Source organism: Micromonospora sp. NPDC048063 (assembly GCF_043202855.1).
GTDB lineage: Bacteria > Actinomycetota > Actinomycetes > Mycobacteriales > Micromonosporaceae > Micromonospora.
Window position 1 is genome coordinate 17510 of sequence record NZ_JBIDBG010000015.1, and the last position, 24216, is coordinate 41725.

Below are 24216 nucleotides of genomic sequence, written 5' to 3' on the forward strand. Positions count from 1 at the left end.
CGGACGCGACCCGGTAGGCGGTGCGATGGATGGGCCCGCCGGATCACGGCGGGCCCATCCACCAGAGGTTGCGATCTGGACGGAGACCTGTGCGGCACGAACGCCAGAACATCGAACCGGCGCCACCGCACGTACCGGACGGCGCCCGGCACACCGACGCCCGCCAACGTGCCGCCGTTCGGCTCGACCACGACTTTCCCTTCGACCCGAGCTACGGTCACCGCCTCGACCAGTTGCTCCGCATCCCGGCGCCAGCCGCACCCGCCGACTTCGACGAGTTCTGGCGCGCTCGATACGACGCCGCGCGGCAGGTCGCGACGGATCCCGTCATCGGCCCCCTGGAAGAGGAACGCGACGGCGTACGGATCTTCGGAGTCACCTACTCGTCCGTGGGCGGCGTCCGCATCGGCGGGTGGCTCGTGCTGCCTGCCGAGTCGGCGGGGCCGACCGCGACCGTCAGCGGCGTCGAGCACGGGTTCGTCATCGGCCACGGGTATGGCGGACGCCAGGAGCCAGGCCCCTCGGTACCACTGCCGTTGCCTCGGTCGGCGGCGATCCTTCCCTGCGTACGGGGCATGGGCGCGCGCAGCCTGCTGCCGGACATACCCGACCACGCCGACGGGCACGTGCTGCACGGCATCGACTCGCGTGACCGGTACGTCATCGGAGACTGCGTCGCCGACCTGTGGTGCGCGGCGTCGGCGCTGCTGCAACTGGTGCCGAGTCTCGACCTGCCCGCTGGCCCGCGCCTGGGCTATCTCGGCGAGAGCTTCGGCGGCGGCATCGGTGCCCTGGCCCTCCCCTGGGACGACCGCTTCGCCGCAGCCCGGTTGACCGTACCCACGTTCGGCAACCACCCGCTGCGGCTCACCCTCCCCTGTGTGGGCAGCGGTGAGTCCGTCCGCGCACACCACCGTGAACACCCCGAAGTGACGCAGGTCCTGCGATACTTCGACGCCGCCACGGCCGCGACGAGGCTGCGCATCCCGACACTGGTCGCGCCCGCCCTCTTCGACCCCGCCGTGCCGCCGCCGGGCCAGTTCGCCGTGCACAACGGCCTGGCCGGGCCGCGCGAGCTACACGTGCTGACCGCTGGGCACTTCCCGCACGCCGACAGCCAGACCGAGTACGAGGAACTCGTCGCGGCGAGCCAGCGCTTCTTCGGACAGCACCTCGGCGACAGGCCTTAGCTTGGGATCTGGTTACCCGGTGCCGTCGGACCGAGCAGATACGCGATGACGTCGGCGGCGGTGTAGTCGTCACCTCGGCGAGTCAGGTGCGGGAGGAAGGCCAGGTCTTGCCCGAGCGTCACCAGCGGTGGCTCGACGTAGCCGTCCGGCCGCCGCTGACCGAGCCCTACGGTGGCGACCAGCCCGTTGCACAGACACCGGCTGCCTACCGTGTCGTCGACCGACCCGCCCTTGCGTACGTACTCGTCGACCGGTTCCGCGGGGCAGCGGTATCCGACCCTGCCGTCCGGGCGGCGGTACGGCGTACGCAGGTATCCCAGATCGCAGTGGCGTGGCCGGTCGGCGTAGACCTGCTCGTCGGCTGCGGTGCCGGGCAGGTGAACCAGCTTGAACGGGAACCCCGTCGGGGAGGCCGTGGCATGGTTGCGTACGACGAGCGCGTTGCGGGCCGCGTCCCGCAGCATCCGTCGTCGGATGGCCGGGTCGAGGCCCGATTCGCGGCACAGCGCGAACGCGGTCCCTACCTGCACCCCCGCGGCGCCCGTGGCCCGGGCGGCGCTCAGCCGCTCCGGGCCGGTCTGCCCGCCGGCCAGCCAGAACGGCAGACCCAGGTTGGCCACCTTCGCCACGTCCAAGCGGTCCCGCGGCCCATACACGGGCTCGCCGTCGACACTGAGCGTCAGCGGGCCGCGGGGCCGGACGCTGTGCCCGCCGGCGGCCGGGCTCTCCAGCACGAAGCCGTCCGGACGGGTCCTCTCATCGCGGGCCAGGTAGGCGGCCAGCGTGGCGGACGACACGATGGCCAGCAGCCGCGGCCGCCGCAGCGGTTGGGACGCCTCGCCGAACAGGTCCCGCGGGTCGAAGGCGAGCTGGTGCTGCTCGCCGGGCGCGGCGGCGTCCACCGCGACCGACAGCCGCGCCGGGACGCCGGCGGCCAGGGCGTCGAGCAGGCGCGGTATCTCGGTGGGCAACCCGGCGCCCATCAGCACATAGTCGACGCCGGCCAGCATGGCGCCGTACACCGCCGCTGGCGTGGCCAGCTGGATCTTCTCCAGGTAGTTCACCCCGACCGGGCCGTCGTGGCCTTCCTTTGCCAGGAAGACCTCGACAAAGTTGGCGACCACCGACAGTTCCTGCCCGTGGTGCCCGGGCCGCAGCCGCAGCCGCGGCACCGGCCGGAACGGCTCGTCTTCGGGCCGCCCACCGGGCACGAAGTACCGGTCCAGTATCCGTTGCGCCACGGCCGGGACCGGGAAATGGCCGAGAGCCCGACGGATGTGACCGCCGTCGTCGCCGCGCTGCAGGCGCCGGGCCAGCAGGGCGTCGAGGGCGACGCCAGAGACCACACCGAGCTGCCCGGTGGCCGCCACCGCCCGCGCCAGCCGCCAACCGGAGATGCCGACCCCCATGCCGCCCTGGATGACGGCCGGAGCCGTCTCGCCGGCCATCAACGGTCCCGCCGGTTGGTGCCGCGTGTGAGCAACTGTTGCCGTAGCCGCCAGGCCCCGGGCAGCAGACCGGCCGCCAGCACCGCCTTGAGCACGTCCCCGATCAGGTAGGGAACAAATCCCAAGGCAAGCGCTCTGGGCAGGCCCACACCCGTCGCGACGGCCAGCCACGGCACGCCGACCAGGTAGATCAGCGTGTTGCCGGCCGCCATCATGCCGATGGTGCGCCACGGCCGTCGGTCCGCGCCAGCCAGGGCGAGCCGGCCGACGAGCGCGGCGGCGAGCACGAAGCCCAGCAGGTAGCCGAGAGTGGCGGTGCCGAACCCGGACGCGCCGCCGGCGAACCACGGTAGGCCGAATCCGCCGGCTGCGACGTACAGCAGCATGCTGACCGCCCCGCGGGTCGGTCCCAGCGCCGCCCCGGCGAGCAGAACGGCGAAGGTCTGCCCGGTGATCGGCACCGGTGACCCCGGCACCGGGAGCGCGATCTGTGCCGCGGCCCCCGTCATGGCGATAGCGCCGACGACCAGGACCACGTCACGCGGAACGGATCGGCCCCACAGATCCGCCAGCACTCCCGGGTTGCGGCGGTACACCGCCGCACCTGCCACGACTTCGGCCATCCTCGTCCCTCCTGCCGCCGCGTCCAGCTCGCGCGGGCGCCGTTTTCCAGCCCGCTCGTCCTGTCACGACCGGGACGCGCCGCCGCGCGGCGACCAGACCGGCAGCGACGGACGCGCTGTGCGAATCCTGCGGCGCATCAACTCGATACGGCAGGGCCGTAGGTCCCGCCCTCGGTTGCCGTCGCCCTCAGCTCGCCGAGCGCCACGACCGCCTCCGGTCCGCCTCGCTGACCGCTTCGCCACTGTCGGCGAGCGGGTCGGATCGGGCTCGATGCGAGGTCAAGCGGCCTGCTGAGGCGCTTCTCGGGCCGGTTCGGTGGCATGGTTGCTGGGTGCTCCACGCGTGCCCCACCGCCCGGCTCAACTGGTCAGGTGACGCGTCCCGGCAAGCAACCGGTTGACCGAACGCCATCCCGTACGTGGACAGGGCCGCCCGAATCCGGGAGATTCCTTCCGTACGCTCGGCCAGCTCGGCGGGCTGAGCATCACGTCCGAGCAGTGTCGCGGTCTCGACCCGAAGAATCGCGGCAATGTCCCGGATTGTCGACACCCGCTCCAAGGACCGCACCCCGCGCTCGACCTTGTCCACCCAGCTCTTGGATTTCCCCAGCCGATCCGCGAATGACTGCTGCGACAGCTTGCGCCGTGCCCGCAGGTACGCGACGCGCCGACCGATCGGAACCGAATCACCGGTCACGACGCCACCGCCGATCCGGCACAGCCCGAGTCGTTTCCTCGACCGGTATGCGCTCAGCCTCGGCCTGCTCCAGAATCCGCTTCTTGGCCGCCTCCTGCTCCGCTGCCTGGGTCCGCTCGCCAATCCCGTCGCCTGCGGTGTTGTCGCTCATCCCTGCCTCCGCAGTGCTTCCGCTCCTGCCTCATGTGGGATCTACTCTGGTGACCGCGCGACTACGCTCGGAAGCACCTCGATGCTTTCAGGACCTTTCACAGGGGATCTGATGGATGACCTCGGTGCGCAATTGAGGCAGGCTCGGATTGAGGCAGGCGTGACCCTGGCCTCCATCGCGACCCGTACCTGCTATTCGGCCTCGCACCTCAGCAACGTCGAAGCGGGACGCCGGACCGCGACGCCAGACATCGTGCTCGCATACGCGCGAGCGTTGGGAGAAGCGGACGTGAGACGCAGAGACCTCCTCGCCGCCGCCACCATCGGCCCGATCGCCGCCAACGAGTTGATCCGCAACGGCTTCACCGCCGCATTAGCCGGCCACCGCGACAGCGCCGACCGCTGGCGCGACCGCGTCGACCAGTACGGCCGTGACTACATGGAGATCGGCGCGGACTCCCTGCAAACACGGCTCGCGAGCGACCTCGTCGTCATGCAACAGCAACTCGACAGCCCGACCATGTGGGCCACCGCTGCCCGCGCCCTGACCACCTACGGCAAGACGACCAAGGACCCGACCGAGGCGATCGGCTGGTACCACACCGCCCGAGTCGCCGCCGACCGCTCCGACGACCTCGCCGTCCGTGTCTGGGTACGCGGCCGAGCCGCCATCGCCCTGGCCTACGAGGGCGCCGCACTCCCCGTCGCACAGCGCTACGCGGACGAAGCCATCGCCTTGTCCGACCGCCCGTCACTCGGCCGGCTCCAAGCACTGATGGCCCGCGCACACGTCGCCGCCGGACGAGGCGACACCGCCGCAGCCATCGCCGCCGACGAAGACGCCCAACGGGTCTTCGACCACACCGCCTCACCCGACGGCGAAATCTCCGACGCCGCCGTACCCGCCTGGCGCATGGCGACCTTCCGATCCATGCTCTACGCCCGCCTCGGGCTGATCCAACCCGGCGAACAGGCCCAGACCGACGCCGACCGCCTCCGGCCCACCTCGCTGACCCGCTTCGCCACCCACATCGAACTCCACCGCGCCCTCATGATGGCCAAAGCCGGCGACGGACCCGGCGGACTGGCACACGCCCGACGCGCATGGGCAGCACTACCGACCAACCGCCGCTCGCAAACCCTCGGCCTCGTTCTCCGCGAAATCGAGAAGGCCGCCCGACAGCGACACTGAACCACCAGAACACGACCCCTCGTTGTAAGTTCTGGGCGCATCGTCCGGCGGGATCCATCCGAGTCTGCGACCCCGGGCGACTGTCCGCGCCCGACGACGCTGCTGCCCACCGCGCCATGCATCGGCCCCGTCCAGCATGCCGAGGCCAGCCAGCAGCGCGTAGGGGGATCGCCCCGGGTCGACGCCGCCACACGTACGGCGACGACAGCGTGTCCATCGGTCGACTGACAGCCGCCGTCGGTCTCGCGGCCGTCCCGGCCGACACCTCCATCCCGCGACGATCGACCTGTAACCGCAGGCCGATCGGAGACGTGATGAAACCGACCCTGAGATTCCTCCGGCACCTCGTTGAGATGGTCGTCGCGATGACGGCCGGGATGCTCCTGCTCAGTCCCGTATGGAACGCCGCGTGGCCCGGTCTGCACGGGCGACCGGCCGCACACGCGCTCGTGATGGCCACCAACATGTCGGTCGGAATGGCGGCATGGATGCGCGTGCGGCGGCATGGCTGGCGCGCCATCACGGAGATGTGCGGCGCGATGTACGCGCCCTTCCTGCTGCTGCTGTTCCCCTACGCGGCGGGCATGCTCGATGGCGGGGCACTGATGTCGCTCGGCCACCTGTTGATGCTGCCGGCGATGACGCTCGTGATGCTGCGCCGCCGGTCCGAGTACACCCACGCGCACCCGCTTCCCACCCGGCTCATCCGGGTCGGTGTGCTCGTGGTGGCAGCTGTGCTGCCGCCGCTGCTGGTCGGTGCCGTGGTCGCGCGGTCCAACGCGAGCAGCGTCTACGCGCCGGCCTCGGCCCGCTCCGATCTCAGACCCGCTCCGTCTCCGTCCCACGACCCCGCCAAGCCGACCGCGGCCGTCGTCGTGGGTACCAGGGGCGCCAACGTGGCCGACGCCCTCGCGCCGTACGAGGTTCTCGCCGCGACCGACGCCTTCAACGTCTACACGGTCGCACCGGCACGAAGCCCCGTACCGCTGACGGGCGGGTTGGACCTGCTGCCCGACCTCAGCTTCGCCGACCTCGACGCACGGCTGGACGGCCGCCCCGCCGACGTGGTCGTGGTGCCCGCGATGCCCGACGCGTCGGAGCCCGCCGTGCTCGCCTGGCTGCGCGGTCAGGCCGGCCGAGGCGCGGTGACACTGAGCGTCTGCTACGGCGCGAGGGTAGCCGCGGCGGCCGGAATCCTCGACGGGCACGAAGCCACCTCGCACTGGTTCCACCTCGGCGGGCTGAAAAGGTCCCATCCGTCGGTGTCCTGGCGGAACGGCGTCCGGTACGTCGATGACGGCGCCGTCGTCAGTACGGCCGGCGTGCTGTCCGGCGTGGACGGAACGCTGCGGGTGGTCGAACGGTTCCTGGGCACCGACAGGGCCCGTGCCGCCGCGACGGCCGTCGGCTGGACGCACTACGTCCCCGGTTCTCCGGCGCCGCTGCCCGTGCAGCGGTTCGGTCCCGGCGACGCGGTGGCGGGGCTCAATCTGGCCTTCCGCTGGGACGTGCCCCGGGTCGGCGTGCTGCTGACCGACGGGGTCGGCGAGGTGGAGTTGGCGTCCGTGTTCGGCTCCTACACCGAGGCCACGTATGCCGCCCGCACCGTCACGGTCGGCCTCACCCACTCGCCCGTCCGCTCGCGTCACGGGCTGGCCTTCGTACCGCGGGAGAGCGTGGTCGACCGGCCCGCACTCGACCGCCTGCTGGTCCCCGGCGTCAACGCGGCCGCCCACTCCGGCGGCGACGTGCTGGCCGTGGCGGCCGCGACCGGCCTGACCCCGGAATATCCGCACCGTGACGGCGGCTTCGCGTTCGGCGCCGTCCTACGCGACGTGGCCGCCACCACCGATGTTCCGACCGCCGCCTGGCGCGCGAAGTTGCTCGAGTACCCGGCCGGGGAGCTGGATCTGGCTGGCCCCTCCTGGCCGTGGGCGACGACTGTGCGCCCGCTCGTACTGGCTTTGGTTGGCCTCGTGCTCGGCCTGGTCGCGCTGCGCGTCGCCCGGCCGTGGGCGGACCGTCGACGCCGAGAACGGCACGTCCGTCCGTCGACGTCGAGTGAACCGTCCCTGACGGCCTGACGCCTTCCCTCGTCGCGGTGCGGCGCTCTCGGGCGTCGCACCGCGACGACCTGCCCCTCGGAGGACCAGCGACTCGCGGCGGTGGCCTGGAAGGGGGCGAGACAAAGCCTACGGGCTGGCCAGGAAACCGCGCGCCATCGCGGTCGTGACCGCCGCGGTTCGGTCGGCCACGTCGAGCTTGCTGAACACCCGGTACATGTGGGTCTTGACGGTCGCCTCGGAGATGAACAGGGCCCGGCCGATCTCCGCGTTCGTCAGACCCTGGCTGACCAGGCGCAACACCTCGATCTCACGCGCCGACAGGCCCGGGCCCGCCGGGGTGCGGACCTGCTGCACGAGCCTCGACGCCACCGAGGGCGCGAGGACGGTCTCGCCACGGGCGGCCGCCCGGATCGCCGCCGCCAACTCGGCGCGGGACGCGTCCTTGAGTAGATAGCCGGCGGCGCCCGCCGAGACGGCGCGGACGATGTCCGTGTCGGACTCGTACGTCGTCAGAACCACCACCCTCGCGCCGCCCGGGCCCGCGAGGATCCGCTCGGTCGCACCGACCCCGTCGAGCCCTGGCATGCGCAGATCCATCAGCACGATGTCGGGCGTCGCCTCAGCCGCGAGTGCGACGGCCTCTTCACCCGACGCCGCCTCGCCGACCACGGCGAGGTCGTCCTCAGCCTCGATCATTCCGCGCAGACCGTCCCGGACCACCGGATGGTCGTCTACGAGCAGGATGGTGATCACGCCGGCACCTCCAGCCGGATCCGCGTGCCCTCCGGTCCGACATGGATGTCGAGCGCGCCGTTGACCTGCTCGGCGCGGGCGCGAATGCCCGCGAGCCCGAAGCCGCCGGACGGCCCGCCGGGGTCGAAGCCCCGGCCGTCGTCGGTGACGACAAGGCAGACGGCCCTCTCGGCGTACGACAGCAGGAGCGTAACTCGCGATGCCTCAGCGTGTCGGCGGACGTTGGTGAGCAACTCCTGGGCCGCCCGCACCAGCACGACCTCGACGGCGGTCGGCAACGGTCGCACGGCGCCCTCGGTGTCGTGCTCCGCTTCGATCCCGGTCTCCTCGCGGAGGCGGACGACGAGCCCACGAAGCGCCTGGTCGAGAGTACCGGCACCGAGCGCGGGCGGCGTCAGGGTAGCGACCATCGCCCGCGACTCGGCCAGGTTCTCGCGGGCTGTGCGGACGGCGAGATCCAGTCGGCGACGTACCGCAGCGGGGTTCTTGTCCAGATCGGTGTCCGCGGCCTGAAGCAGCGTGATGATGCTCGTGAAGCCCTGGGCGAGCGTGTCGTGGATCTCGCCGGCGAGTCGGGTGCGCTCCGCGGTCACACCGGCCTCGCGGGACAGGCGGGCGACCTCGGCGCGGCTGTCACGCAACTGCTCGATGAGCTCGGCGCGCTCGCGGCTACGCCGGACAACCGCGTGGATCCACAGGCCGAGACCACCGGAGAGCAGCGCGCCGCCGACCGCCATCGGGATGAAGTGGATCCGCACGTGGGAGGTGACACCCTCGTTCTGGATCACGACGACCGCCGGCATGGCGTTGACGACGACGCACAGCACGATCGCCGGGTAGGGCGGCAGCAGCAGGAACATCAGCGGGCAGAGCAGGAAGAGGACAAAGCTGCTCGGTGTCGCGCCCAGTAGTGCCACCTCGAACGCGGCGAGCAGCGCAGCCAGGTAGGCGACCAGGCGCCAGCCCGTCGTGCCCGTGGCGATGAGCCGGCGCCCGAACGTCAGGTGCAGCACGGCGATCACGGCGACGGCGGCCTCGGCCTGCAGCCGGCCGGCACCGGGCGCGTCGGCGACCGCGACGACGGCGAGGGTGAGCAACAGGACCCCCGCGAAGTACGCGTCCCAGAGCCGACCGAGGCGCCCGCCGGCGCCTTGCAGGCTGGGTCGGGCGTTGACGACGCCGCGCGCTCCCATGGCCTCCATCATCGCCGGCCGTCAAGGCCCACGGGACCGCCACTCGCCCGACGTCGGCTGTCCGTCGATCGGCCTACCCGTCGCCACCGGCCGGCATGCCTGGCACGGTGCCGAGGAAGCCTGATCGTCAGGATCTCAGCCGAGCGCCGACGACGACCCGGCGATGGCAGCCAGTTGGGCCCGCGAGGTGATACCCAGCTTGGGAAACGCCTTGTAGAGGTGGTAGCCGACGGTCCGCGGGCTGAGGAAGAGCCGGGCGGCGATGTCACGGTTGGAAGCGCCGGTGGCGGCCAGCCGCACGACGTGGCGTTCCTGGGGAGTCAGCACGCTGAGCGGGTCGTCGGCCTTGCGTGGCGCCGCCGGCACGTCCCCCGTCGCGCGCAGCTCCGCGCGAGCCCGCTCGGCCCACAGTCGCGCGCCGAGCCGGTCGAAGGTGTCCAGCGCGTCGCGCAGTTGCGTGCGGGCGTCCGCCCGCCGCCGTGCCCGCCGCAGCCACTCGCCGTAGGCGAGCTGCGTCCTCGCCTGCTGGTACGGCTGAACGTCCTGCTGGTGAAGCTGTACGGCGTGCGCGAAGTGCGCCTCGTTCTCCTCGACGAGGGCGCGGCACCGCAGGGCGATCGCGTCCGACGACGGCTGGCGGGCGTGCCGGGCCCAGGCCAGCAACCGGGCGAGCGGCTCCTTCGCCCGCTCCGGTGCGCCGCTGCGGACGGCTGCCTCCACCTGGTCCGCGGCGCTGAGGAGGGCGATCCCCGCCGAGGGGATGGCCGCCAACTGCCGCAGGGCGGCGGCCGGACGCCCCAGGCCGAGCTCCAGCACGCCGAGTGCCCAGCGTCCGATGTCCGCCGCGAGGACCAGCCCCCGCTCGCCGGCTCCCGCTATGCCCTCTTCGGCCTTCGTGCGGCACTCTTCGACGTTCCCCTGGTGCGCGAGCACCCAGGCGAGCGAACACGTGAGGTGGCTGACCCGAGGCTGGTGGCCCAGATCCGTCGCCAGCCGCAGCCCCGCGTTCAGGGACGTCATGGCCTCGCCGTACCGGCCGAGCCACCCCTGCGCGAGTCCGTGGTCGTTGAGCGCGAAGGCGAGCCAGCCGATCATCCCGTTCTTCTGGCAGTCGGCCACGACCCGGCCGGTGATCTCCTCACAGAGGGCGGCGCGGCTCAGCGGAAGGCAGACAGCGGCGGTGAAGGTCAGTCCCGGCACCCCCAGCCCCGCACGTGCGTGTGCGTCGACGGCCTCGCCCATGAGCGTGATCCCGCCGCCGACGTCACCGCCCAACAGGCGGCTCAGCCCGAGCGCCGCACCGACCAGCGGTGACCCGATCTCGGGAAGCGCGCGGAGACTCTCCGCGGCCTCCTCCGCCAGTCGGGCGTCACCGGCGAACCAGGCGCAGCGGATGGCCTCCACCAGCAACCAGGTGGCCCGCTCGGTGGAGCGGGGGGCCACGCGAGGGAGGTTGTCCAGGATGATCCGGCCCGCCGCGAGCGGTGTGCCCAGCTCGAACTCCCGATGCGCGCGCACCTGGACCAGCGCGGCGATCATGTCCGGGTCGTCCACCTCAGGGGTCGCCTGGTCGGCGAGCGCGGCGGCGCGACCCGTCAGACCCGCGTCACTGGCGGCCAGCGCGGCGGCGGCCAGCCGTTCGGATCGTCGCACCGGGTCGGCGGTGAGCTCGGCGGCCCGCTCGTAGGCGGTCGCGATCGCGGCGTGGCCGCCACGGGTGCGCGCCCGTTCCGCCGCCCCCTCCAACTCCCGGGCGACGTCCTCGTCAGGGCCGAGCGTGGCGGCGGCCAGGTGCCACGTCCGCCGGTCGGCCGCGTCCACGGCGGCCGAGCGGGTGAGGGCGTCGGCGAGGGCTCGATGTACGGCGAGGCGCCGGGTGACCGGCGCGCTCTGGTAGGCGGCGGCCCTGATCAGGGGATGGCGGAATCCCACGGTCGCGCCCCTGATCTCGATCAGCCGACTCCGCTCGGCCTCCTCCAGGCCGTGGAGGGAGGCACCCGCACCCACCAGGGTCGCAAGCTCACCCGAGCCGTCCGCCGCCGCGATCAGCAACGCGGTCCGCGCCGGCTCGGCGAGCGCGGCTATCCGTGCGTGGAACGCTTCCTGGACCCGGTCGACGACCGGCATCGCACCCACCGGCGGCAGTCGTCCCGCCCGCTGTTCGGCGGTGAGCGCGGCGGGCAGTTCGACGAGCGCCAGGGGGTTGCCGCCGGACTCCTCGATGAGGCGCTCCCGCACCTGCGGTGGAAGATCGGGCGGAAGCAGGGCGGCAGCGGCCACGGCATCCAGCCCGCCCAGCCGGAGTTCGGGCAGCCCCGTGGCAGGAAATCCCGCGCGGGCGGCGAAGATCATGACGACGCCTTCGGCTTCGAGGCGGCGGGCGGCGAACAGCAGCGCATCGGCGGAGGCCTGGTCGAACCACTGTGCGTCGTCGACGAGGCAGAGCAGCGCGCCGTCTCCGGCGAGGTCGGCGAGGAGGCTCAGGGTGGCCAACCCGACCAGGAACCGGTTCTCCGGGGCGGGGTCACCCAACCCGAGGGCGCCGCGGAGCGCGGCGGCCTGCGCGTCAGGCAGTGCCGGGATCCGGTCGAGCCCGGCACGCAGGAGCAGGTGGAGTGCGGCGAAGGGCAGCGTGGCCTCGGACTGGACACCGACGCCGCGCAGCACCCGCATGCCCTCCGCCCGTTCGGCGGCGTGGTCCAGGAGCGCCGACTTGCCGATTCCCGCCGGGCCGCGGATGACCAGCACCCCGCTCCTGCCGGTTCTGGCCTCCGCCAGCAGCCGTTCGATGTCCGCCTGTTCCCCGGCTCGTCCGTGCAGCACGGTCAGGAACCTACCGTCACGACGACTGATTCGGCTCGGGGTGGATCTCCGTAGCGTCGTGCTCGCTAGCACGTCACGACTACGAACGGACCTCCGACATGACCACCGTCACCAGTCCCGCCCAGACCGTCGCCGACACCAAACTGCTCCGTTTCGCCCTCAAGCAGGACGCGATCGGCTCCGGCGGCAACGGGGTCGTGTACGTCGCCGTCGCCGCGATCTTCGGGGAGATGTTCGGCCTTCCCGCCGGCTTCCTCTACCCGGCCGGGGTGTTCCTGGTGGCCTACGCGGCCGCCCTGTTGGTTCTCGCCTCCCGGCCCGTGGTGAGCAGGGCCGCTGTGGGTGTGGTGATGGGTGTCAACGTCGCCTGGGTGGCGGCGAGCGTGATGGTGCTCGTCGCCGGTTGGTTCCCGCTGACCGGCCTGGGTACCGCGCTGGTGATCGTGCAGGCGGTCGTGGTCGCCGGCTACACCGTCCTGCAGTTCGCCGGTCTTCGCAGGGCCGGCTGAGCGACCACCCCGGATCGCCCGAGCCGCGACCGGGGCCGCGGGAATCGGTCGTGCGCAGGGTGGCCGCCCGTCGGGCGGCCACCCTGCCGGCGTCGGCGGGGACTCAGCCTTCGGAACGTGTAGGGGCCAGGAGGCTGTCGTACGTCGGAGTTCACGCCGGCTCCGGTGGCGGCCCGGTGTAGCCGCTGCTCCACCGGAACCGGTTGCTCGGCTGCGCGTACTCCTCGACGATGTGCGCGATCCAGCCCGCCGTCCGCGCGACCGCGAAGATCACCTCCGCCGCGCCCGGCCCCATGCCGGTCGCGTGCGCCAACGCGGCGACAGCGAGGTCGACGTTGGGCAGGGCGCCCCGCCGCGCCGCCGTGGCGATCAGGCCGTCGACGGCCCGCCGCAGCTCGCCCCCGGTCGGCAGGTCCGCGACGAGATCGAGCAGGGCGGCTCCGCGCGGGTCGCCGTCCGGGTACAGCGAGTGCCCGAACCCGGGCAGTGCGCCGGTCCGCAGCCACTCGGCGATCGCGGCCGGCGCCCCGTCCCGCAGCGCCACGTCGATCATCCGGTGGACGCTGCCGCCGACGGCTCCGTGCATCGGCCCGTCCAGCGCGCCGAGGCCCGCCAGCACCGCCGCGTAGGGGTTCGCCCGGGTCGAGGCGGCCACGCGTACGGCGATGGTCGACGCGGCCAGGTCGTGGTCGGCGAGCAGGACGAGGGCGGCGTTCAGCGCCCGGAGCCCCGCACCGGAGGGCGGCGCACCCGTAAGCCGGGACCACAACCGGGTCGCCAGGGCGTCGTCGGCGGCCGTCTCGCCCGCGAGGGGCAGCGCGTCGACCATGTTGGACAGCAGCGCGGGCGCGAGCGCCGTCACGGTGGCGGGCGCCAGGTCGAAGCGCAGCGGGTCCATCGCGGCCGCCACGGCGACGATCACCGGCAGCCGGTCGAAGAGCCGGGCCTGGGCCGGCAGGTGACTGCTCGCCTGCCGCGCCGTCTCGAGGGTCTCGGCGGACGCGACGAAGGTCTCCCGGCGCCGCTCGCCGGTCCAGAGCCACCGGGCGGTCTCCTCGAACGGCGTCACGGGCGCGAGCTTCGCGACATCCAGTCCCCGGTAGTGCAGCCGCCCGTACGCGATCAACGTGGTGGCGGTCCGCATCGCCGGCGCGGCATCGCGTTCCGGCCGGGTCGCCTGGGTGCGGGCGGCCAGCCGCTCGACGTCGGCCAGCCGGAAGCGGCTGGTCCGATCGCCGGGAACCCTGACCCTGGCGAGCAGCCCCCGGCTGACGTACGCGTAGATCGTCTCCGGCTTGATGCGCAGGCGATGGGCCACCTCGGCGGTCGTCAGCAGTTGCTCCTCGGCCATGTGGTCATGGTCTCACGTTGACTGGATCAATGTTGACTGGCTCCGGCCGCCGGCATGACGCTGCCCGCATGGCTGACACCATCACCGCTCCCCGCGGGCTCGCCGGCGTCGTGGTCACCGACACCACGGTCGGCCACGTCCGCGGCATCGAGGGCTTCTACCACTACCGGCAGTACTCCGCCATCGACCTCGCCGAGCGCCGGACGCTGGAGGACGTCTGGGCGCTGCTCATCGACGGCTCCCTGCCCGCCGAGCCCAAGGCGCTGCACGAGGAGATCGTCCCGTTGCGCCACATCCCACCCGCGGTCGCCGCCGCGCTGCCCGACATCGCCACGGCGTCGACGTCGCCGGACCCGATGGGCGGCCTGCGCGCCGCGCTGGCCGTCGCCGGCCTCGCCGCCGGAGCCCGCCCGCTGTACGACACGTCGCCCACCGAGCGGCGGGCGCAGGCCATGGCGCTCTGCGCGCTGACGCCCAGCCTGCTGGCGGCCCTGTACCGCCTGCGAGCGGGGCTGGAGCCGATCGAGTCGCGCGACGACCTGTCCCACGCGGCGAACTACCTGTACATGATCACCGGCGAGGAGCCGTCCGAACGTCACGCCCGGGCGATCGAGCGCTACCTGATCGCCACCGTCGACCACGGCTTCAACGCGTCGACCTTCACCGCCCGCGTCATCGCCTCCACCGGCGCCGACCTCTACGCCTGCGTCGGCGGCGCCCTCGGCGCGCTCTCCGGCCCCCTGCACGGTGGTGCCCCCAGCCGGGCCCTGGACACCCTCGACGCCATCGGCACGATCGACCGGGCCGACCCGTGGCTGCGCGAACGCATCCTCGGCGGCGAGCGGATCATGGGGTTCGGGCACCCGATCTACCGCACGGAGGACCCGCGGTCCCGCATGCTCAAGGAGATCGCCCAGGACCTCGGCGGGCCGTTGGTGGACTTCGCCGTGGCCGTCGAGGAGCGGGTCCTGTCGTTGCTGGCGGAGCTGAAGCCCGGCCGCGAACTGCACACCAACGTGGAGTACTACGCGGGCGTCGTCATGCACCTGTGCGGGCTGCCCCGGGAGATGTTCACGCCCACCTTCGCCACCAGCCGGGTCATCGGGTGGTGCGCGAACGTGCTGGAACAGGCCGAGGACTCGAAGATCATCCGGCCGGACTCGCGCTACGTGGGCCCTCCCCCGCCGCAACCGGTGCCATGAAAGGCCGGTAGGTCAGGGGCGGGGTCGCCGGCAGGTCGGCCCCGCCACCCCGGTGGACTCACCGGGCGCCGGAGCCGATGTCGACCACTCGCGCCCAGGTGGGCGGCGAGTCGGGCACGTAGTCGGGGTCGTCCTCGTGCCACGACCGGGCCGGCCCATGCCGGGGGAACAGTCCCACCACCGTCCGACACGGTGGTCGCGTCGCCGGCCAGGGCGTCTGCCCGTCGGTCAGGACCACGACGACGTCCGGTCGGGGCCGGGCGCGCAGCGCCCGGGCGAAGCCCGTGCGCAGATCCGTCCCTCCGCCGCCCAGCAGCGGAATGTCCTCGGCGCGGCACAGCGAATGCACGACCTGGGCCGCGGCGTCGCACGGAAGCACGGTGACCAGGTCGCGCCGGCCGCCCACGGCGTGGGAGATCGCGGCGACCTCGAGCAGCGCGCTGCCCAGTTCGGCGTCGCTCACCGACCCGGACGTGTCGATGACCACGCACACCCGAGGAGGCCTGCGTCGCAGGCTCGGCAGGATCGCGCCGGGCACCCCGGCGGAGCGCCGCGACGGCCGGCCGTAGGTGTAGTCCTCGCCGGCGCCGGCGGCGGAGGCGGCCGAGCGGACCGCCGCCCCCAGCAGTTCCCGCCACGGTTGCGGCGGGTGGAACGCCTTCTCCGCCCACCTCCGCCAGCCCTGCGGGACGTCCCCGGGCCGGCCCGTGATGCCGTGCGCCACCCGGAACCGCACCAGGTCCCGTTCGTGCGCGCTGAGGCCGTGCGCGCCGCCCGGTCCCAGGTCCCACTCCCGGTCCAGCCCGTCGGCGCCGCTGCCGCAGTCCAGCCAGACCAGCCCCTGCGTACGCGGCCCGAGCCCGAACTGCCGCAGGTAGTCCTCCATGAGCTCCCCCTCGGGCAGCCCCAGCAACCCTGGCTCGACGGCGCCTTCGGGCCGGGCCAACCCGTCACCGAACACGTCGTCGTTGATCTCGAAGTCCGCGGCGATGTTCATCCGCAGCCGCTCCCCCGGCCCGACCAGCCCCCGTTCCCGCGCCACCCGGTCACCGCGCCCGTGGTGGTCACGCAGCAGGTGCGAGACCTCGTGCACCCACACCCCGGCGAGTTCCTCCACCGGGGTACGGTCCACGAAGGCGGGCGAGACGTAGCACCGCCAGTGCGGGTCCACCGCCATCGTCGGTACCCGCCGTGACTCCACCACGTGCAGGGCGAACAACGCCGTCGCCAAATAGGGCCGGACCCGGGCGGCGTGCAGCCGCGCGGCGAAGAGCTTTCCGAGGTCCAGCGTGCGCTCGGGGGTCATCGGCTACTCCCCGCCGCCGCCACGACCCGGGCCGCCGCCTGGTCTGCGCGCCGGGACACCGACACCACCCCGGCGAGCCGCTCGACCGACGCCGGGACGTCCCAATCCTCCTGGCGCAGGGCGGCGAGTGTGGTGGAGGGAACCACCACCAGGTCCGGGGCTCCGGTTTCCAGCGCCCGCACCAACAGCGCCCACGCCGCGTCCCAGCGAGCCTTCTCCGGACGCCGGCGGACCGCCTCCACCACGCCGTCCAGCACGGCCTGGCGGAGGTCTCCCCGCTCGGGCAGGACGGCGGCCGCCGGGTCGGCCAGCAGCGCCTCGGGGTCCGGCAGGTCCATCCGGTCCATGCTGGCCAGTAGCTCCAGCCCCGGGCCGTCCCCAACGGTGCCTCTGACCAGCAACGACAGCACGTCCCGCGAGACGCCCGCCGCGGTCGCGAAGGCGACCAGGCGCAGGGTCATGTCTCGTGGCTATCAGGCGCGGCGCGGCTTCCCCTCGCCGCCGACGGCCCACCCTCTCCTCGCTGCCACAGCAACCGTCGAGCCTCTCTGGTGTCCAGCAGGCGCAGGCCCCGTTCCGCCCAGAAGCTGAAGGACTCGTCGTCGCTCAGCAGCTCCGTGGCCAGCACGTCGAACGCCCGGGGTGAACGCGCATCCCCGATCAGTTCCAACAGCCAACACCGCACGCCGTGGTCGGTCTCGCGGCCGAACGCGTCGATGAGCTCGTCGACGTGTTGGCCCGCCATGTCCCGCACCAGCGCGAACCCGTCCTCCGCCGCCTGCGGATCACGGCTTCTCATCAGGTGCATGGCGCGGCCGAGGTTCCCGCTCGCCATCCGTATCTTTCGGGCACGCTCGCGCTCGTAGTCACCGCCCACCGGGACATCTAACCGCACGGCGGGCTGGAGCCGTCCACATCGTTCATGGTCCGTGATCCGCTCGCGGTGGCGTACGCGACCAGGACCCCGAGGCCGGGCGGAGTCGGCCCGGCCTCGGTGTGCCGTCGGGGTGGCGCTACGGACGGTCGGCGTCGTCGCAGGGCGCGCCGACCGCCAGACGCACCTCGGCCTGTCGCCCACCTGAACGGACGAGCAGCGGAACGCAGGCCGCCCGCGCGACCCAGGTCCCGCCGGCGAAGGTCAGCCACTGACCCTTGCCGGCGGCAGGCGCGCAGGCGCTCACGTGCACGGTCGCGGCGGGCGCCGCCGAGGGACCCCACGTGATGCGGGCCCGGTCCTTCCAGCCAGGTGCGACCAGGAGGTCGACTTCTGCGCCTGCCCGCACCACCAATCCCCACTTGGCGAACCACCGCGCAGCGGGGTCTGCCTCCCCCGATTCCGCCACCTGGAGCACTCTCCCGGTCGGCACCGCCGCATCCCCCAGGACGATCCGGTACCCGTCGGGTGGCTGAGGCGAGACGCCGATGGAATCCGCACACGTCACCTGGGCGGGACCTCCAGAGGTCGGGGGCGGCGCACCGGTGCCGGCGCTGGCCGGGGTGGCGGCTCCCGGTGCGGGCCGCGGACCGTCACGCTGGCCCACATCCCGCGAAGACGTGCAGGCCGCCGCCGACAGGATCACGGCGACGATGACGAGTGCCTCCGCCGACCATCGGTTAACCCGCATGGGTCCATCCTGCCAGTCGACACGTGGTCGGGACGACGGCCGACGTTCCGTACCGTGCCTGCCATCGGTGCCCGCGGTCATGGTGTCGACCCAAGGTGCGCCGGGCAACTTCGTCAAGTCGGCGCCGAGACAGGCGCTGCGCCGTACGCTGCCTGGGGTGAGACGGGCACGATCCCTCGTCGCGCTGGCGACGACCCTGACCGTGGCGCTGACCGCATGCCGGGTCGGGTCCACGCCGCCGGCCGGTGAGCCGGCCCGCTCCGCCGCGGCGGCGACGGCGTCCCCGTCGCGGGCCGGGCCGGCCGAGGTCACGTTGGCCTTCGCGGGCGACGTGCACTTCGCCGGCCGTACGGCGGCCCTGCTGGACGATCCGGCGACCGCGTTCGGGTCGATCTCGTCGGCGCTGTCCGCCGCGGACCTGACGATGGTCAACCTGGAGACCGCGGTCACCACGCGCGGCACCCCGGAGCCGAAGCAGTTTCTCTTCCGGGCTCCGGCGGGTGCGTACGAGGCGGTGAAGGCGGCCGGGGTCGACGTCGTGTCGATCGCGAACAACCACACGCTGGACTACGGACGGGTCGGACTGACCGACACCGTGGACGCGGCGAGGGCCGCCGGGATGCCGACCGTGGGGGCGGGCGCCGACGCGGCGGCGGCGTACGCGCCGTGGACGACCCGGATCGGCGGCACGCGGATCGCCTTCCTCGCCTTCAGCCAGGTCGACGAGCTGTGGTCGCAGTGGCGGGCCACCGACGACCGTGCCGGTATCGCGATGACGAGGGACCTGACCCGGGCGGTCGCCGCGGTACGCGCCGCGCGCCGGCAGGCCGACGTCGTGGTCGTGTACGTCCACTGGGGCGCGGAGGGGGACAGCTGCCCACCCGCCGACGCGCGCGCGTTCGCGGGTGAGATGGCCCGGGCGGGCGCCTCCCTCGTCGTCGGCACCCACGCGCACCTGCTGCTCGGTGACGGCTGGATCGACCGGACCTTCGTCCAGTACGGGCTGGGCAACTTCCTGTGGTGGCGCGACGACGCGTACAGCAACGACACGGGGATCCTGCGGGTCACCCTGCGCGGCGCGGAGATCGTGAAGACGGAGCTGGTGCCGGCGCTGATCTCCCGCCGCACCGGCCAGCCCCAGCTCGCCGGAGGGGACGACGCGGCGCGCATCCTCCGGGAGTACGGGGACCTGCGCGGCTGTACCGACCTCGCCCTGTCCCCCACCGGGTAGCGCGCCGGCAGGGCGGCACCAGCTCCTACTAGTCATATCCATCGATGTCTGGTAGAAAATTTTCAAGGTCGGCCTTTCCCATCGCAAGGATCCCCCACGCGAACGGAGAGAGCCATGTCGTCCACCCGCTCCCCCCTGCGCCGCCGCCTGCTCACCCTGCTGGTCGCTGTCGCGGCCACGATCGGGGCCGCGCTCGGGCTGGCCAGCCCGGCCTTCGCCATCACCCACTCCAGCGCCACGTCGCAACTGAGCGCCGCCGGCATCTCCTGGACCTCCAGCGGCAACTGCAGCGACCGCTACGTCTCGACCTGCACCTCGTTTGACGGCGTCCGGCAGGCCACCATCGACGGGATCATCACCTTCAAACGCGCCAGCGGTTGCGCCATCACGATCACCGCCGGCACCGAGGTCGGGCACACCAGCGGCACCTACAGCCACTGGAACGGCTACAAGCTGGACATCGCGCTGAGCACCTGCATCCAGAACTACATCTCGGCGCACTACACCTACGTCGGCTACATCTCCGGCTTCGGCTACCAGTACCGGGCGCCCTCCGGCAACCTCTACACCAAGGAGGGCAGCCACTGGGACATCCTCTTCTACACGTGCGGCTGCTGAGGCAGGACGCGGGCGCCGCCGCCGTCCCGGCGGCGCCCGCCCCTGCCACCAGGGCAACCCGCCACCGGCGGCCGACCGGGACCTCGACCGACGACCGGTGCGACGGGCTGCCGGCGCCACGGGTGCCGGCGTACCCGAATCGCCTGGTGGGTGACCCTCACCCGGGACACGCGCGAGCGTCGAGCGGCACGCAGGGCAGGATGGGCGGGTGACTGCCCCCACTCGCCCGCCGTCGGCCGTGTTGGACGCGGTGCTCGAACGGCTGACCTACGTCAACGAGGAGACCGGCTACACCGTCGCCCGGGTGTCCACCGACCGCGGCAGCGACCTGCTCACCGTGGTCGGGGCGTTGCTGGGGGCCCAGCCCGGGGAGAGCCTGCGGCTGTCCGGCCGTTGGTCGTCACACCCGCAGTACGGCCGGCAGTTCGAGGTCCACTCCTACACCACCGTCCTGCCGGCCACGATCCAGGGCATCCGGCGCTACCTCGGCTCCGGACTGGTCAAGGGCATCGGCCCGGTCTTCGCCGAGCGGATCGTCGCGCACTTCGGCCTCGACACCCTCCAGGTGATCGAGACCGAACCGAGCCGGCTGGTCGAGGTGCCCGGCCTGGGGCCGAAACGCACCGCCAAGATAACCGCGGCGTGGGAGGAGCAGAAGGCGATCAAGGAGGTGATGGTCTTCCTCCAGGGCGTCGGCGTGTCCACCTCGCTGGCCGTACGGATCTTCAAGCAGTACGGCGACGCCTCCATCACGGTGGTGAAGAACGAGCCGTACCGGCTGGCGGCCGACGTGTGGGGCATCGGGTTCAAGACCGCCGACACCATCGCCCAGGCCGTGGGGATCCCGCACGACAGCCCCCAGCGGGTCAAGGCCGGCCTCCAGTACACCCTCTCCGAGGCCACCGACAACGGGCACTGCTACCTGCCCGACGGTCAACTGGTCGTCGAGGCCACCAAGATCCTCAACGTGCCCGCCGACCTCGTCACCACCTGCCTCGACGAACTCGTCGGCGAGGAGGGGGTGGTCCGCGAGACCCTGCCCGGGCCGGACGGCGAGCCGACGGCGGCGGTGTACCTGGTGCCGTTGCACCGCGCCGAGCAGTCCCTGGCCGGGTCACTGCTGCGGCTGCTGCACCACCGCGCCGACCGGCTGCCCCACTTCGCCGGCGTCGACTGGGGCAGGGCGCTGGCCTGGTTGAAGGCCCGCACCGGCACCGACCTCGCCCCGGAGCAGGAACAGGCGGTCCGGCTCGCCCTCACCGCCAAGGTCGCCGTGCTGACCGGTGGGCCGGGCTGCGGCAAGAGCTTCACCGTCCGCTCGGTCGTCGAACTCGCCGCCGCGAAGAAGGCGAAGGTAACCCTCGTCGCGCCGACCGGCCGCGCCGCGAAGCGACTGTCGGAGCTGACCGGCCATCCCGCCGCCACCGTGCACAGGCTGCTGCAGCTACGCCCCGGCGGGGACGCCTCCTACGACCGGGACAACCCCCTCGACGTCGACCTCCTCGTCGTCGACGAGGCGTCCATGCTCGACCTCGTCCTCGCCAACAAGCTCGTGAAGGCCGTCCCGCCCGGCGCGCACCTGCTGCTCGTCGGCGACGTCGACCAGCTCCCCTCCGTCGGCGCCGGGGAGGTCCTGCGGGACCTGCTCGCCGCCCCGGCCATCCCCCGGGTCCGGCTGACCCAGATCTTCCGGCAGGCCGCGGAGTCCGGGGTCGTCACCAACGCCCACCGCATCAACGCCGGCAAGCCACCCCTGCTCCAGGGGCTCGGCGACTTCTTCCTGTTCGCCTGCGACGACACCGAGGCCGCCGCCGCCCTGACCGTCGACGTCGCCTGCACCCGCGTCCCCGCCCGCTTCGGCCTCGACCCGCGGCGCGACGTGCAGGTCCTCGCCCCCATGCACCGCGGCCCCGCCGGCGCCGCGGCCCTGAACACGCTGCTCCAGCAGCGCCTCACCCCCGCCCGCGACGGGCAGCCCGAGCGCCGCGTGGGCGGGCGGGTGTTCCGCGTCGGCGACAAGGTCACCCAGATCCGCAACAACTACGACAAGGGCCAGGCCGGCGTCTTCAACGGCACCGTCGGCATCGTCACCGCCCTGAGCGCCGAGGAGCAGACCCTCACCGTACGCACCGACGAGGACGAGAGCATCGACTACGACTTCGACGAACTCGACGAGCTGGCCCACGCGTACGCCATGACCATCCACCGCTCGCAGGGCTCCGAGTACCCCGCCGTCGTCATCCCCCTGACCACCAGCGCGTGGATGATGCTGCAACGCAACCTGCTCTACACCGCCGTCACCCGCGCCAAGCGGCTCGTCGTCCTCGTCGGCTCCCGGCGCGCCCTCGCCGCCGCCGTCCGCACCGTCGGCGCCGGGCGCCGCCACACCGCCCTCGACCACCGCCTCGCCTGACCCGCCCGTTCCTTATCACCGCCGAGGCCCTCGTCGCCGAGGACGTTCCGTGCCGGAGTCAGTCCGGCAGGACGTACGCGAGGCGGGCGAGCGCCGACTTGATCTCGGGCACCGTTCGCCCCCGGTCGTGGCGCTGGTACCGGTACACCTCGGGGGCGAGCGGCGCGAGCAGGACGTCGGCGAGGGCGTCTTCCTGCCAGCCGGCGTCGCGGATCAGGGACATGACGAACGTCCGCCAGAAGCCGTAGGCGCCGGTGGCGAAGCGGCTGGCACCCAGTTCGGCGCCGAGGGCCAGCGGCAGGTGTCGTTCGAGCAGATCGATCATGGAGTCGTAGAACGCGTCGAGGCGGCGGCGAGGCGACGCGCCCGGCCCGAGCGGCGGCGGGCCGGAGAGGATCTGCTGCTGCAACCGCTGCTCGTGCACGTCGAGGAGGGCGACAGCCACGGACGTGACGTCCGGGTAGCGGCGGTAGAGCGTTGCGCGGCCGACGCCGGCGGCGGTGGCCAGGTCCGTCATGGAGATCTGCGGACCGCGCTCGGCGAACAGGCGTTCCGCGGCCGCGAGGATGCGTCGCCGGTTGGCCGCGGCGTCGGCCCGTTCCGCGGGGGCCGGGGCCAGAAGGTCATCCGCCATCCCGACAGCCTAACCGGACACCCCGTCCGGTTGCGGCGGCCCCCGCACGCACGGCTAAATGGACACGGCGTCCACTTAGCTGCTAGCGTCGCCGAACAACCGGACATCGTGTCCGTTTTCTCCGACGAGTAGGGACAAGAGTCATGGCCCACCTGCTGCACCTGGACGCCAGCGCCCGTCGGGCATCACACTCCCGCACGCTGAGCAGGGAGTTCGCCGACGAGTGGCGGGCCGCCCACCCGACGGGGACCTACACCTACCGCGATCTCGCCGCCGACCCCGTGCCCGTCATCGGCGAAGCGTGGACCGAGATCTGCGACTACGCGCTGCGGCACGCCATCACCGAACCCGGCCGCCTCGCCGAGGGGGTGCGGACCCCGGCTCAGCGGGAGGCCTGGGCGGTGGTGGAGCCGTTGCTCACCGAACTGGTCTCCGCCGACGTGCTGCTCATCGGCGCTCCCATGTACAACTTCTCGATCCCCGCGAGCCTCAAGCTGTGGATCGACCAGGTGACGTTCCCGCACGCCACGCTGAACCTCAAGGTCGTCGTCACCGGCGCGCGAGGCGGTTCCTACGCCCCCGGCACCCCGCGCGAGCCCGTCGACCACCAGGAGCGCTACCTGCGGGACTTCTTCCTCGGCCACTTCCAGGTCGACGACGTCACCGTCATCAACACCGAGTTCGTCAACTCCACCGTGGACCCGAGGCTGGAGCAGTGGCGCGAGTCCTACCACCGGTCGTACGCCGATGCCCGGCAGGCGGCGGTCGACGTGGCCCGCGCCGTCGCCGCCGAGGCGCTGGCGCCCTCGGGACCGCAGGCATGAGCTGGCTCGTCCTGGCGCTCGCCGGCCTGGTCGAGATCATCTGGTCGCAGACCATCAAGCCGACGCAGAACTTCACCAGGCCGGTGCCGACCCTGCTCTGCGTCGCGCTCGGAGCCGCCGCCGTCTACCTGCTCTCCCGGGCGATGCAGGACCTGCCGGTCGGCACGGCCTACGCCGTGTTCACCGGCATCGGCGCGATCGGCGCGATCTCGCTGGGCATCGTCGTGCACAAGGATCCGGTCGGTGTCGGCCGCTTCGCCGCCCTGGCCCTGATCATCGGCGGCATCGTGCTGGCCCGGGTCACCGACCCGGACTGAGCGCGCGGCGAGCAGGTTACTGCCGTCCGCCAACAGCGGAAAGGGCCGCCT

General features: G+C 72.6%; 22 protein-coding genes and 1 pseudogene. 10 read left to right on the plus strand and 13 right to left on the minus strand.

Annotated features, from left to right (window positions below):
- The first annotated feature begins 89 nt into the window (after window positions 1-89).
- On the plus strand, window positions 90-1190 hold the full coding sequence (locus ACGFZ2_RS27610; RefSeq protein ID WP_393458406.1) for an acetylxylan esterase: 1101 nt from the start codon (window positions 90-92) through the stop codon (window positions 1188-1190).
- On the opposite strand, the gene ACGFZ2_RS27615 is transcribed toward ACGFZ2_RS27610, so the two are convergent.
- From ACGFZ2_RS27615 to ACGFZ2_RS27630, 4 genes are all read right to left on the minus strand, one after another.
- On the minus strand, window positions 1187-2638 hold the full coding sequence (locus tag ACGFZ2_RS27615) for a nitronate monooxygenase (protein WP_393458409.1): 1452 nt from the start codon (window positions 2636-2638) through the stop codon (window positions 1187-1189). The genes ACGFZ2_RS27610 and ACGFZ2_RS27615 overlap by 4 nt on opposite strands.
- Entirely contained in the window at window positions 2638-3261 is a 624-nt protein-coding gene (locus tag ACGFZ2_RS27620; protein WP_393458412.1) for a biotin transporter BioY, read from the minus strand. The genes ACGFZ2_RS27615 and ACGFZ2_RS27620 overlap by 1 nt, the downstream gene beginning before the upstream one ends.
- Before the next feature lie 187 nt (window positions 3262-3448).
- Window positions 3449-3958 carry a helix-turn-helix domain-containing protein gene (locus ACGFZ2_RS27625; protein WP_393458415.1) on the minus strand — a complete coding sequence of 170 codons (510 nt, stop codon included), beginning with the start codon at window positions 3956-3958 and terminating at the stop codon, window positions 3449-3451.
- Complete coding sequence (locus ACGFZ2_RS27630) at window positions 3948-4109, minus strand: hypothetical protein (protein WP_393267208.1); 162 nt, start codon at window positions 4107-4109, stop codon at window positions 3948-3950. Before ACGFZ2_RS27630 ends, ACGFZ2_RS27625 begins: the two co-directional genes overlap by 11 nt.
- Before the next feature lie 111 nt (window positions 4110-4220).
- Between ACGFZ2_RS27630 and ACGFZ2_RS27635 the strand changes: the two genes are divergently transcribed.
- Window positions 4221-5300, plus strand: coding sequence for a helix-turn-helix domain-containing protein (locus ACGFZ2_RS27635; RefSeq protein WP_393458418.1), 1080 nt, complete (start codon window positions 4221-4223; stop codon window positions 5298-5300).
- 314 nt (window positions 5301-5614) lie between these two features.
- Entirely contained in the window at window positions 5615-7384 is a 1770-nt protein-coding gene (locus tag ACGFZ2_RS27640) for a DJ-1/PfpI family protein (protein ID WP_393458421.1), read from the plus strand.
- Window positions 7385-7492: 108 nt separating this feature from the next.
- Here ACGFZ2_RS27640 and ACGFZ2_RS27645 read toward each other — a convergent pair whose 3' ends face one another.
- From ACGFZ2_RS27645 to ACGFZ2_RS27655, 3 genes are all read right to left on the minus strand, one after another.
- Window positions 7493-8119, minus strand: a complete 627-nt coding sequence (locus tag ACGFZ2_RS27645) for a response regulator (RefSeq protein ID WP_393458424.1) — start codon at window positions 8117-8119, stop codon at window positions 7493-7495.
- Entirely contained in the window at window positions 8116-9312 is a 1197-nt protein-coding gene (locus ACGFZ2_RS27650; RefSeq protein WP_393458427.1) for a sensor histidine kinase, read from the minus strand. The genes ACGFZ2_RS27645 and ACGFZ2_RS27650 overlap by 4 nt, the downstream gene beginning before the upstream one ends.
- A 135-nt stretch (window positions 9313-9447) precedes the next feature.
- Complete coding sequence (locus tag ACGFZ2_RS27655; protein ID WP_393458430.1) at window positions 9448-12135, minus strand: ATP-binding protein; 2688 nt, start codon at window positions 12133-12135, stop codon at window positions 9448-9450.
- A gap of 98 nt (window positions 12136-12233) precedes the next feature.
- On the opposite strand from ACGFZ2_RS27655, the gene ACGFZ2_RS27660 reads away from it, so the two are divergent.
- Entirely contained in the window at window positions 12234-12644 is a 411-nt protein-coding gene (locus ACGFZ2_RS27660) for a hypothetical protein (RefSeq protein WP_393267190.1), read from the plus strand.
- Between the two features lie 151 nt (window positions 12645-12795).
- Here the strand turns inward: ACGFZ2_RS27660 and ACGFZ2_RS27665 are convergent, their stop codons facing one another.
- Entirely contained in the window at window positions 12796-13995 is a 1200-nt protein-coding gene (locus ACGFZ2_RS27665) for a citrate/2-methylcitrate synthase (protein WP_393458433.1), read from the minus strand.
- A gap of 68 nt (window positions 13996-14063) precedes the next feature.
- Between ACGFZ2_RS27665 and ACGFZ2_RS27670 the strand changes: the two genes are divergently transcribed.
- Complete coding sequence (locus tag ACGFZ2_RS27670) at window positions 14064-15197, plus strand: citrate synthase (protein WP_393267185.1); 1134 nt, start codon at window positions 14064-14066, stop codon at window positions 15195-15197.
- 58 nt (window positions 15198-15255) lie between these two features.
- Here ACGFZ2_RS27670 and ACGFZ2_RS27675 read toward each other — a convergent pair whose 3' ends face one another.
- The 4 genes and pseudogenes from ACGFZ2_RS27675 to ACGFZ2_RS27690 form a co-directional block, all read right to left on the minus strand.
- Complete coding sequence (locus ACGFZ2_RS27675) at window positions 15256-16503, minus strand: VWA-like domain-containing protein (protein WP_393458436.1); 1248 nt, start codon at window positions 16501-16503, stop codon at window positions 15256-15258.
- Window positions 16500-16967: pseudogene (locus tag ACGFZ2_RS27680) on the minus strand (AAA family ATPase); the annotation flags it as partial. The pseudogene ACGFZ2_RS27680 and the gene ACGFZ2_RS27675, both read right to left, overlap by 4 nt.
- Window positions 16961-17380 (minus strand): HEAT repeat domain-containing protein, encoded by a 420-nt coding sequence (locus tag ACGFZ2_RS27685; protein ID WP_393458439.1) that lies wholly within the window; start codon window positions 17378-17380, stop codon window positions 16961-16963. The pseudogene ACGFZ2_RS27680 and the gene ACGFZ2_RS27685, both read right to left, overlap by 7 nt.
- 136 nt (window positions 17381-17516) lie before the next feature.
- Window positions 17517-17846: a hypothetical protein gene (locus ACGFZ2_RS27690; RefSeq protein WP_393458442.1), complete on the minus strand. Its 330-nt coding sequence runs from the start codon at window positions 17844-17846 to the stop codon at window positions 17517-17519.
- 439 nt (window positions 17847-18285) lie between these two features.
- Here ACGFZ2_RS27690 and ACGFZ2_RS27695 point away from each other — a divergent pair, with 439 nt between their 5' ends.
- The 3 genes from ACGFZ2_RS27695 to ACGFZ2_RS27705 all read left to right on the plus strand — a co-directional run bounded on the left by ACGFZ2_RS27695 (window position 18286) and on the right by ACGFZ2_RS27705 (window position 22390).
- Window positions 18286-19359 carry a CapA family protein gene (locus ACGFZ2_RS27695; RefSeq protein ID WP_393458445.1) on the plus strand — a complete coding sequence of 358 codons (1074 nt, stop codon included), beginning with the start codon at window positions 18286-18288 and terminating at the stop codon, window positions 19357-19359.
- Window positions 19360-19473: 114 nt separating this feature from the next.
- Window positions 19474-19977: a hypothetical protein gene (locus tag ACGFZ2_RS27700; RefSeq protein ID WP_393267169.1), complete on the plus strand. Its 504-nt coding sequence runs from the start codon at window positions 19474-19476 to the stop codon at window positions 19975-19977.
- A 208-nt stretch (window positions 19978-20185) separates the two neighbouring features.
- The gene (locus ACGFZ2_RS27705; RefSeq protein WP_393458448.1) at window positions 20186-22390 is read left to right on the plus strand and encodes an ATP-dependent RecD-like DNA helicase; all 2205 of its coding nucleotides are present in this window, start codon (window positions 20186-20188) and stop codon (window positions 22388-22390) included.
- A gap of 58 nt (window positions 22391-22448) precedes the next feature.
- Here ACGFZ2_RS27705 and ACGFZ2_RS27710 read toward each other — a convergent pair whose 3' ends face one another.
- Complete coding sequence (locus ACGFZ2_RS27710) at window positions 22449-23024, minus strand: TetR/AcrR family transcriptional regulator (protein WP_393458451.1); 576 nt, start codon at window positions 23022-23024, stop codon at window positions 22449-22451.
- A 143-nt stretch (window positions 23025-23167) separates the two neighbouring features.
- On the opposite strand from ACGFZ2_RS27710, the gene ACGFZ2_RS27715 reads away from it, so the two are divergent.
- Both ACGFZ2_RS27715 and ACGFZ2_RS27720 read left to right on the plus strand, forming a co-directional pair.
- Window positions 23168-23848 (plus strand): FMN-dependent NADH-azoreductase, encoded by a 681-nt coding sequence (locus ACGFZ2_RS27715; RefSeq protein ID WP_393458454.1) that lies wholly within the window; start codon window positions 23168-23170, stop codon window positions 23846-23848.
- On the plus strand, window positions 23845-24165 hold the full coding sequence (locus ACGFZ2_RS27720; RefSeq protein WP_393458457.1) for a DMT family transporter: 321 nt from the start codon (window positions 23845-23847) through the stop codon (window positions 24163-24165). Before ACGFZ2_RS27715 ends, ACGFZ2_RS27720 begins: the two co-directional genes overlap by 4 nt.
- The last annotated feature ends 51 nt before the right edge of the window (window positions 24166-24216 follow it).

What these genes read in the sequence shown, in the direction of transcription:
- ACGFZ2_RS27715 (WP_393458454.1), top strand. Translation starts at nt 23,168, where the DNA reads ATGGCCCACCTGCTGCACCTGGACGCCAGCGCCCGTCGGGCATCACAC.
- ACGFZ2_RS27660 (WP_393267190.1), top strand. Translation starts at nt 12,234, where the DNA reads ATGACCACCGTCACCAGTCCCGCCCAGACCGTCGCCGACACCAAACTG.
- ACGFZ2_RS27670 (WP_393267185.1), top strand. Translation starts at nt 14,064, where the DNA reads ATGGCTGACACCATCACCGCTCCCCGCGGGCTCGCCGGCGTCGTGGTC.
- ACGFZ2_RS27700 (WP_393267169.1), top strand. Translation starts at nt 19,474, where the DNA reads ATGTCGTCCACCCGCTCCCCCCTGCGCCGCCGCCTGCTCACCCTGCTG.
- ACGFZ2_RS27710 (WP_393458451.1), bottom strand. Translation starts at nt 23,024, where the DNA reads ATGGCGGATGACCTTCTGGCCCCGGCCCCCGCGGAACGGGCCGACGCC.
- ACGFZ2_RS27675 (WP_393458436.1), bottom strand. Translation starts at nt 16,503, where the DNA reads ATGACCCCCGAGCGCACGCTGGACCTCGGAAAGCTCTTCGCCGCGCGG.
- ACGFZ2_RS27630 (WP_393267208.1), bottom strand. Translation starts at nt 4,109, where the DNA reads ATGAGCGACAACACCGCAGGCGACGGGATTGGCGAGCGGACCCAGGCA.
- ACGFZ2_RS27620 (WP_393458412.1), bottom strand. Translation starts at nt 3,261, where the DNA reads ATGGCCGAAGTCGTGGCAGGTGCGGCGGTGTACCGCCGCAACCCGGGA.
- ACGFZ2_RS27640 (WP_393458421.1), top strand. Translation starts at nt 5,615, where the DNA reads ATGAAACCGACCCTGAGATTCCTCCGGCACCTCGTTGAGATGGTCGTC.
- ACGFZ2_RS27665 (WP_393458433.1), bottom strand. Translation starts at nt 13,995, where the DNA reads ATGGCCGAGGAGCAACTGCTGACGACCGCCGAGGTGGCCCATCGCCTG.
- ACGFZ2_RS27615 (WP_393458409.1), bottom strand. Translation starts at nt 2,638, where the DNA reads ATGGCCGGCGAGACGGCTCCGGCCGTCATCCAGGGCGGCATGGGGGTC.
- ACGFZ2_RS27635 (WP_393458418.1), top strand. Translation starts at nt 4,221, where the DNA reads ATGGATGACCTCGGTGCGCAATTGAGGCAGGCTCGGATTGAGGCAGGC.
- ACGFZ2_RS27650 (WP_393458427.1), bottom strand. Translation starts at nt 9,312, where the DNA reads ATGGGAGCGCGCGGCGTCGTCAACGCCCGACCCAGCCTGCAAGGCGCC.
- ACGFZ2_RS27720 (WP_393458457.1), top strand. Translation starts at nt 23,845, where the DNA reads ATGAGCTGGCTCGTCCTGGCGCTCGCCGGCCTGGTCGAGATCATCTGG.